At 34.7% G+C, this 8,830-nt stretch carries 8 protein-coding genes; 4 read left to right on the forward strand and 4 right to left on the reverse strand.

Going from position 1 to position 8,830, the window contains the following annotated elements; genetic code table 11:
• Nucleotides 1–25: 25 nt before the first annotated feature.
• Genes ACOYLT_RS01180 through ACOYLT_RS01190 form a run of 3 tightly spaced genes read right to left on the reverse strand, consistent with a single transcriptional unit; the run spans nt 26 to nt 3,760 of the window.
• Nucleotides 26–1,666, reverse strand: coding sequence for a pseudouridine synthase (locus ACOYLT_RS01180; RefSeq protein WP_422852004.1), 1,641 nt, complete (start codon nt 1,664–1,666; stop codon nt 26–28).
• A 1-nt stretch (nt 1,667) separates the two neighbouring features.
• Nucleotides 1,668–2,120: a hypothetical protein gene (locus tag ACOYLT_RS01185; RefSeq protein ID WP_422852005.1), complete on the reverse strand. Its 453-nt coding sequence runs from the start codon at nt 2,118–2,120 to the stop codon at nt 1,668–1,670.
• An 11-nt stretch (nt 2,121–2,131) separates the two neighbouring features.
• Nucleotides 2,132–3,760, reverse strand: a complete 1,629-nt coding sequence (locus tag ACOYLT_RS01190) for an acyl-CoA carboxylase subunit beta (RefSeq protein ID WP_422852006.1) — start codon at nt 3,758–3,760, stop codon at nt 2,132–2,134.
• A gap of 175 nt (nt 3,761–3,935) precedes the next feature.
• Between ACOYLT_RS01190 and ACOYLT_RS01195 the strand changes: the two genes are divergently transcribed.
• From ACOYLT_RS01195 to ACOYLT_RS01210, 4 genes are all read left to right on the forward strand, one after another.
• The gene (locus ACOYLT_RS01195; protein WP_422852007.1) at nt 3,936–4,580 is read left to right on the forward strand and encodes a DUF47 domain-containing protein; all 645 of its coding nucleotides are present in this window, start codon (nt 3,936–3,938) and stop codon (nt 4,578–4,580) included.
• Nucleotides 4,581–4,600: 20 nt separating this feature from the next.
• A complete protein-coding gene (locus tag ACOYLT_RS01200; RefSeq protein ID WP_422852008.1) occupies nt 4,601–5,956 on the forward strand; it encodes an inorganic phosphate transporter in 1,356 nt (451 codons plus the stop codon).
• Between the two features lie 231 nt (nt 5,957–6,187).
• Nucleotides 6,188–6,637, forward strand: a complete 450-nt coding sequence (locus tag ACOYLT_RS01205; protein WP_422852009.1) for a hypothetical protein — start codon at nt 6,188–6,190, stop codon at nt 6,635–6,637.
• 114 nt (nt 6,638–6,751) lie between these two features.
• A complete protein-coding gene (locus ACOYLT_RS01210) occupies nt 6,752–7,519 on the forward strand; it encodes a dienelactone hydrolase family protein (RefSeq protein WP_422852010.1) in 768 nt (255 codons plus the stop codon).
• A 114-nt stretch (nt 7,520–7,633) separates the two neighbouring features.
• Here the strand turns inward: ACOYLT_RS01210 and lpxD are convergent, their stop codons facing one another.
• Nucleotides 7,634–8,629 carry a UDP-3-O-(3-hydroxymyristoyl)glucosamine N-acyltransferase gene (lpxD, locus tag ACOYLT_RS01215; RefSeq protein WP_422852011.1) on the reverse strand — a complete coding sequence of 332 codons (996 nt, stop codon included), beginning with the start codon at nt 8,627–8,629 and terminating at the stop codon, nt 7,634–7,636.
• Nucleotides 8,630–8,830: the final 201 nt, after the last annotated feature.

The following is an 8,830-nucleotide window of genomic DNA, read 5'->3' on the forward strand; positions in this document are numbered from 1 at the left end:
AATAGGGATGTAAAGTAATAATTTATTACGAATTAAAATCAATTTCAATTTTAATAGTTAATGTTTCATTTGTAATAGGATGTTGAAATGTAATTCTCTCGGCATGAAGGTGAAGTCTATTGCCTTTCGTTCCATATAAATCATCTCCAATTATTGGAGTATTTAATCCTAGTGGATGCGCGGCATGCACACGGAGTTGGTGTGTTCGTCCTGTAATAGGGAAGAGGTAGACTAGGGTTTTGTTGTCTTTTCGTTCTATAACTTCCCAATGGGTTTGCGCTGGTTTGCCATGCTCGAAGCACACTATTTGATGGGGACGGTTGTGTAAATCACCACGCAATGGCAAATCGATACTGCCGCTATCTTCAGACAATACTCCATCCAACAAGGCGACGTAGCGTTTTTTTACGTTCCGTTTGATGAACTGAGCTTGCAGTTTTTTATACACTTCAGGCGATTTACCAATTAATAGCAAACCCGAAGTGGACATGTCCAATCGATGCACTATCATCGCATTGGGATGTATTGCTTTTATTCTGGTTTGAACCGAGTCGGTGATTTGTTTGCCAGGAACGGATAAAAATTCGGCAGGTTTATTGACAAGCAATAGATATTCATCCTCAAAAACAATTTCCAACTCTTTTCCTTCTGCCAGATTTATAGCAAACGGATTTTCCTCCATGGGAATTCCTTCAAGCATGTGTTTCAAAATAGGTTCGCATTTTCCGGTGCAAGCAGGATAAAACTGTTTGTGTTTACGCATTTCGCCTTTGGGTGATTTTCCCCACCAAAATTCGGCCATAGCAATGGGTTTCAACTGATGCTTGAAAGCATAATGCAATAGTTTAGGTGCTGCACATTCACCAGCACCAGCTGGAGGATTTCCTTCAAAAATAGCTGCCAAACTTTTCGGTTCTTGGTATTGATTCAAAAAGGCATACTCGGTAAATAATTGTTGTTGTAGTGTTGATGATTTTTGTTTGCGTTCTTCTTTCAGTTGGTTGATTTGTGCAGTAAAGATGTCTACTGATTCAGAAGCTGCAAGTAGATGATGATTCCAATATTGAGACATTTTCTTGAGTAAAATGCCTTCGTCTTGGCTTTCTTTATTCAGTTGTTCTAATGCTTCAGTAGGTAGCATTTTTCGTTTTTCGGCACGACTTTTTTTGCCTAGTTTTATAGTTTCTTTTTGGGTTTGAATTTCTTCTTCGGCTTGTAGTTTTGTTTGTTCCAAATGTTTTACAGCGGCTAGGTAATTTTTATCGTTTTCGAGCTTATTAATTTTTTTGTTGTATTGATTAAGAATAGTTTCTTCTTTTTTGAAATAGCTATTTTCTTCCAACATATCAAAAACCGTTGGTACAAATAATGGATGTTGATTGCTTTCAGCCAATTTTCCCGAAAAAGCCCAAAGATAACCCAATTCGTTGTTTTGATTTTGTACTACTAGAACGCCAAACATTTTGCCTATTACAAAACCTTCATGGCTTTCGTTTAAACCAAAGTTGTGCTGGAAATCGTTTTGTATTTCAAGATAGTTTTGCAACTCACGCGCGGCTATTATACTTAATGGATGTGGTTCGTAATAGAAGGGGAAAGTAAATTTATCAGGAATAGAAATTGCTGAAATGTTTTTTTGGAAAGGATGAAAAAGGGAAGTTTTCATTTTATTGTTCCTTCAACAGAAGTTTCAAATTGGCTATCCAAAAGATATCTGATTTGTAAAATTGAAGCGCTGTTGGAAACACTTTATCACTTGTATCACGAGGTGATTTTTTGAATAAACGCGCTGTGGAACCTGTAAAATTAAGGCTGTGTTTTTCATCTAAATCGGTTGCTTCGGTAGTAAATTTTATGATTTTATTTTCTACTTTCCACGTTCCTTTACCGTAATTATATTTATCATGTTCTCCTCTAATGTCTATTAGCTTTTGAAAACTAACAAATGTAAAAGTATGGTCTTTATCTAACACAAGGTTATAATCTAAAATACTTTTATCTTTTCCTTCAATATGTAAATTATAAGTTCCTAAGTATTCTTCTGTTTGAGCAGAAAGACTGAAATTAATAGTTACTAGAAGAAAAAGCAGCAATTGTTTCATTTGAAATATGTTTTTCATGATACTATTTTTTAAACCTGAATGACACCCAAATTAAATTTCTTCTCAATCGGCGCATGGTTGGCCGCTTCAATTCCCATAGAAATCCAAGTCCTGGTATCTTGCGGGTCAATGATAGCATCAGTCCACAAGCGTGCCGCAGCATAATAAGGAGAAACTTGTGCGTCGTATCTTGCTTTGATTTTGTCAAATAATTCTTTTTCTACTTTTTCATCTACATTTTCGCCTTTGGCTTTTAAGGAAGATGCTTCTATTTGTGCTAACACTTTGGCTGCTTGAGTGCCACCCATCACCGCCAATTCTGCGCTTGGCCAGGCAACAATTAATCTCGGGTCATACGCTTTACCACACATGGCATAATTTCCAGCACCATAAGAATTACCTACAATCACAGTGAATTTTGGTACAACAGAGTTGGCAACAGCATTCACCATTTTGGCACCATCTTTTATTATTCCACCATGTTCCGATTTTGAACCTACCATAAATCCGGTTACATCTTGCACAAAAACTAACGGAATTTTCTTTTGGTTGCAATTGGCAATAAAACGCGTGGCTTTGTCGGCAGAATCAGAGTAAATAACACCTCCAAACTGGATTTCGCCTTTTTTGGTTTTGGAAACCGTTCTTTGATTGGCAATTATTCCCACAGCCCAGCCTTCAATTCGGGCATAACATGTGATGATGGATTGACCATAACCTTCTTTGTACATATCCATTTCGGAGTTGTCCACCAATCGTTTGATGATTTCCATCATGTCATATTGTTCGGTACGTGATTTTGGAATGATTCCATAAATGTCTTTTTCATTTAAAGCTGGCTTTTGAGCAGTTTCTCTATTGAAACCTGCTTTTTCATAATTGCCAATTTTACCCACAATGCTTTTAATTCTGTCTAAAGCGTCTTTATCATCTTTAGCTTTATAATCGGTAACACCCGATATTTCACAATGGGTTGTGGCACCGCCAAGTGTTTCATTATCGATGTTTTCACCAATAGCTGCTTTGACCAAATAACTTCCTGCCAAGAAAATACTTCCTGTTTTATCCACAATCATCGCTTCGTCACTCATAATGGGTAAGTAAGCACCACCAGCCACACAACTTCCCATCACCGCTGCAATTTGGGTAATTCCCATGCTACTCATGATGGCATTATTTCTAAATATTCTTCCAAAATGTTCTTTATCGGGGAAAATTTCGTCTTGCAATGGCAAATAAACTCCAGCAGAGTCGACCAAATAGATAATTGGTAAGCGATTTTCCATGGCAATTTCTTGTGCACGAAGGTTCTTTTTTCCGGTGATAGGAAACCATGCACCCGCTTTTACAGTAGCATCATTAGCCACAACAATGCATTGTTTTCCTTTGATATAACCCATTTTTACCACCACACCACCAGAAGGGCAACCACCATGTTCAGCATACATTCCGTCGCCAACAAAAGCACCAATTTCTATACTATTGGCTTTAGCATCAAGTAAATAATCAATACGTTCACGAGCCGTCATTTTACCCTCGGCATGTAACTTTTCAATGCGTTTTGATCCTCCACCAACTTTAACTTTGGCAAAGTGTTGTTTCAATTCGGTCAGTAAAAGTTTATTATGATCTTCGTTTTTATTGAAGTTAATATCCATGGTTATTGTTATTATTAATTTGGTGTTTTACATTGACTGCTAAAATACGAAAACGTTTTCAATAAGGTAAAATGCTTTATTTGATTTTTATTTTTATTGAATAAATATTCTTTTTTACATTTATTAATATTCTCTTAACATTAGAAAGATACTTTTGTGTTTTAAAATTTAATTTATGAATATTAATAGTTTTTTTCAGTTTTTAGTTCCAAAAGATAAAAAATTCTTTCCATTATTTGAACAAGCTTCTACCAATTTGATCTTATTAGCAGAAACACTTCATGAAGCAGTAAATGTTCCAAAAGCTGAAAGAGAAGAATATTATTCTAAAATAGAGGAATTAGAGGCCAATATTGAGGAAATAACTCATAAAACTCATCTAGAATTGAGTCGAAACTTCATTACACCTTTTGATAGAGAAGATATACACTCTCTAATAAAAGCGATTGATAATGTGGCTGATAATATGCATGGTGCAGCTAGCAGAATGCGTTTGTATCAGGTCGAGAAAATCACAAAATCAATAAGAAAGTTAACGGAAATCAATTTAGAAGCATGTCAATTAATAGGTGTAGGAATTATACAACTTAAAGACATGAATAATTTAAAATTGATTAAGGAAACTTGTAAAAAAATCAATAAATTAGAAAGTAAAGCTGATGTAGTTTTTGATAAAGCTGTTGCTGATATTTTTGAAAACGAGACAGAAGCTAAAAATATTATCAAATACAAAGAAGTCCTTTCTGCTTTGGAAATGGCCTCTGATAAATGTAAAAGTGTTTCCAATGTGATGGAACAAATTTCTGTTAAACACTCTTAATTTTTAACAATTAGCAAAATATGACTTTACTAATTGTAATTATAGTTCTGGCGCTGATATTTGATTATATCAATGGTTTCCATGATGCTGCTAACTCCATAGCAACCATTGTTGCCACAAAAGTTTTATCACCTTTTCAAGCAGTTGTGTGGGCGGCTTTTTTTAATTTTTTAGCTTATTGGGTTTTTGGTTTTGGGGTAGCAGATACTGTTGCCAAAACAGCCAAAACAGACAGTATAAATTTGACTGTTATATTAGCTGGAGTTGTTGCAGCTATTATATGGAATTTAATTACTTGGTGGAAAGGAATTCCATCTTCATCATCACACACACTAATCGGTGGTTTTGCTGGTGCAGCTATTGCTCATGCTATTTCTCTTCATGGTTTTTCAGATTATACAGTGATGCAAGATGGAGTAGAAGTCACGAAACATTGGTATAATATTGTGAATTGGTACAAACCTGGAGAAGATGGTGGATTACCTTCGGGAGTTTCAGTTATTATTGCCTTTATTGTTTTAGCTCCATTATTAGGGATGTTAATTTCCTATTTTATTTCGCTTTGGTTGATGTATTCATCTCGGAAAAATATTTATCCAAAAATATTGACAGTAGTATTAATGCTTTTAGTGGCCTTATTTTTATCATCAGTATTGGAAGGATATGACGAAATTAAGAAACCAAGATTTGAAAGCCATTTGTGGTCTGTAATTTGTGAGCCAGCCAATATTAAATGGACTTTGGTAGCGATTATATTTTATACTGTTGCCGTATTCAATTTGATGTTTAGTAGTTTCTCAACATCAAAAGCGGAAAAAGTACTAAAAAAGATGCAGTTGATTTCTTCGGCTTCTTTCAGTTTAGGTCATGGTGGAAATGACTCTCAAAAGGTTATGGGAATTATTGCAGCAGCTGTGGCAGTTTATTTAAATACACATCCACATACCAATATGTCCCTAGGTTGGCTAGATTTGAATGTAGTACTGCCATCTGAAAAAGATGGAGTAAAAATTGATGGTCAAATGCCCTCATGGATTCCATTAACTTGTTACACGGTTATTGCTTTAGGAACTTTGAGTGGTGGTTGGAAAATTGTAAAAACAATGGGGTCAAAAATCACAAAAGTAACGGCTTTTGAAGGTGTAGTTGCAGAATCAGCGGGAGCTTTAACCTTATTTATCACCGAACATTTTAAAATACCAGTATCAACAACGCATACAATTACAGGTTCAATCATTGGAGTTGGAGTGACCAAAAGGGTTTCTGCTGTTCGATGGGGAGTTACCATTAAGCTTCTTTGGGCATGGGTATTGACGATTCCAGTATCAGCTGCAATTGCTGGATTGATTTATCATTTATTAAAGATATTTATTTAAAAACAATAGTTTTTTATCCTAACTCCTATAGATTTTTCTTTAGGAGTTTTTTTATTTTATAACATTTTTATTTTTTAAATACACCTTTATTTACTATACTTCACAAAATTTCAATGTTAAGTTTTTGATTAAAACGAAAACTTAACATTGGTGAATTGATTAAAAATGTATTTTTGTTTACATAAAATTTACATTAATTTAACATTAAATTTAAAAACAACAAACAAAACTATGATAAACAAAGATTTAGCTACAACCGAAGAAGTGTCAAATGAAGTGACAAAAGTGCTACCAATAAGTGAAACCAAACCAGTAGTAAGACAAACTCGAACCAGATCAACTGCTATAAAAGCAACTGTTACTACTACACCAACACGCACCAGAACCAGAACTGCAACAACAGCAGTAAAAAAAGAAGTAAAACCGGAAGCAATCGTAGAAGAATCGATTATTTCCAATATAAAAAATGCAGAAACTATGAAAGATTCAGACAAAGAAAAAGCAAAAAAAGCTAAGGAAAAAGCTAAGGAGAAAAAGGATAAAGCCAAGAAAAAAGAGAAGGCAAAAAAAGAAAAACAAAAAGCTCAAGAAAAGGAAAAAAAGAAAAAGGCAAAAGCAAAAGAAAAGGCAAAAAAAGCAAAAGCCAAGAAAGCTAAATCGAAATCAAAAAAGAAAAAATAGTTTTATTGTATTAGTTAAACCGATAGTTATGCTGTCGGTTTTTATTTTTTTAAACAATTAACATTTTTTCATTTCAGTTTTCTTACATTTATATATGCTAAAAACGTATTCAATATGAAAACTAAATTTCTTTTACTAGCTATGCTCCTGCAAAGCACTTTTGCAATTTTTTCGCAATCTAAATCAGTTGAATATAAGGATGGAAGTAATTTGTTGAGCGGTATTAGTGTTAAACCAAAGAAAGCACTAAAAAACAATCCAGGAATTCTTGTTCTTCCTGCTTGGATGGGTATAGATGACCATGCAAAAGACACAGCAAATCGATTAGCGGCAATGGGTTACACTACTTTTATAGCTGATATTTATGGTGTGAATCAACGGCCAAAAGATTATTCGCAAGCTGGTCAAAAATCAGGTTATTTCAAAAAAAATATTTACGAATATCAAACAAGAATTCAGTTAGCATTAGACCAATTAATTAAACAAGGTGCAAATCCAGATGATATTGTAGTTTTGGGATATTGTTTTGGTGGAACAGGTGCTATTGAAGCAGCAAGAACTAACATGAAAGTGAGAGGTGTTGTTTCTTTTCATGGTGGATTAGGAAAAGACGCGACAAGAGCAATCGATCAAATAATTCCAAAAATATTGGTACTTCATGGTGCCGATGATCCCTATGAGTCAAAAGATGAGATTGATGATTTTCAAAATGAAATGAGGTCTTCAGGAGCCGATTGGCAAATGATATTTTATGCCAATGCAGTTCATTCATTTACTGATATAAATGCAGGAAATGATAATTCAAAAGGTGCCGCCTATAATGAAAAAGCAGAGAAACGTTCTTGGGAAGCTATGCTAAACTTTTTAAAGGAAGTATTATAAAATACAAAAGTCGATCTGGAGCGATCGACTAGTGCGGCGAGGTGTAACTTCCTTTCAGAATCCTCATTGCAAATATAGGACTTAATTGTGGAATAGAGAATTGTGAATGACAAATTATTTTGAATCCCTAACTAATCTTTTCAAAATAGCCCACTGTTTTAAAGCATCTCTAGCATCTACAGCAGGATAACCTAATACGGTTTTTCCCGCTTCAACATCTCCTGTTACTCCCGAACCAGCACCTACAATAGCACCATCACCAATAGTTGTATGGTCTTTTATAGAAGCACTTCCGCCAATAATAACTCCATTACCTAAAGTTACCGAACCTGCTAATCCAGAATTTCCTGCCATAATACAGAACTTTCCAAGCTTTGAATTGTGTCCAATTTGTACTAAATTATCAATCTTACATCCATCTCCGAGAACTGTGGAACTAAATTTACCTCTATCAATAGACGAGTTAGCACCAATTTCAACGCCATTACCTATAATGACATTACCTATTTGTGGGATTTTAACCAAACCTCTTTCCGGACAGGGTCTAAAACCAAATCCATCTGCACCTATAGTACAATTCGGATGTAATATAGAATGGCTTCCTATATGGCATCTTTCGCGAATTACAGCTCCAGACCATATAGTAGTATTTTTTCCAATACTGCATTCATCCAGAATAGTAACATTAGGATAAATCGTTACATTTTCCCCAATAATTACATTGGGACCAATATAAGTTCCTGCTCCAATTCGAGTTCCGTTTCCAATCGAGGCACTTTCGTCAATTATGGCTGTTGGGTGGATATCAGTTCTAAAAATAGGAGGGGGAGGTGCAAAAAGTTCTAGCACTTGTGACATAGCCAAATCAGCATTTTTCACTTTAATGAAAGCTCTATTTTCTCCTGGTTCAATAGCAATATCTTGATTTACAACGGCTACACATGCTTTGGAGGTTATCCATAATTTCTCATATTTTTTATGGCCAATAAAAGAAATTTCTGTTTCAGTTGCGTTTTCTAATTGCTCTGGAGCGGTTATTTTACAAGAAATAGTTCCAACAATTTCACCTTGTAAAACAGCGTTGATTTCTTGAATAGAAAATGAAGTCATAATAGTTGGATTAGGATAGTAAACAAATAAAAGAATTAGAATTAGAATAACCAAAAAATAGAGTTAAAAACTATAGATAAAAAAAACAATATACAGCAACCAAAAACCAAAAACCAAAAACCAAAAACCGACAACCGACAACCGAAAACCGACAACCGAAAACCGACAACCGAAAACCGACAACCGAAAACCGACAACCGA

This window comes from Flavobacterium sp. (assembly GCF_049318185.1).
In the GTDB taxonomy this organism is placed as follows: domain Bacteria; phylum Bacteroidota; class Bacteroidia; order Flavobacteriales; family Flavobacteriaceae; genus Flavobacterium.

What these genes read in the sequence shown, in the direction of transcription:
- ACOYLT_RS01210 (WP_422852010.1), top strand. Translation starts at nt 6,752, where the DNA reads ATGAAAACTAAATTTCTTTTACTAGCTATGCTCCTGCAAAGCACTTTT.
- lpxD (WP_422852011.1), bottom strand. Translation starts at nt 8,629, where the DNA reads ATGACTTCATTTTCTATTCAAGAAATCAACGCTGTTTTACAAGGTGAA.
- ACOYLT_RS01195 (WP_422852007.1), top strand. Translation starts at nt 3,936, where the DNA reads ATGAATATTAATAGTTTTTTTCAGTTTTTAGTTCCAAAAGATAAAAAA.
- ACOYLT_RS01205 (WP_422852009.1), top strand. Translation starts at nt 6,188, where the DNA reads ATGATAAACAAAGATTTAGCTACAACCGAAGAAGTGTCAAATGAAGTG.
- ACOYLT_RS01190 (WP_422852006.1), bottom strand. Translation starts at nt 3,760, where the DNA reads ATGGATATTAACTTCAATAAAAACGAAGATCATAATAAACTTTTACTG.
- ACOYLT_RS01180 (WP_422852004.1), bottom strand. Translation starts at nt 1,666, where the DNA reads ATGAAAACTTCCCTTTTTCATCCTTTCCAAAAAAACATTTCAGCAATT.
- ACOYLT_RS01200 (WP_422852008.1), top strand. Translation starts at nt 4,601, where the DNA reads ATGACTTTACTAATTGTAATTATAGTTCTGGCGCTGATATTTGATTAT.
- ACOYLT_RS01185 (WP_422852005.1), bottom strand. Translation starts at nt 2,120, where the DNA reads ATGAAAAACATATTTCAAATGAAACAATTGCTGCTTTTTCTTCTAGTA.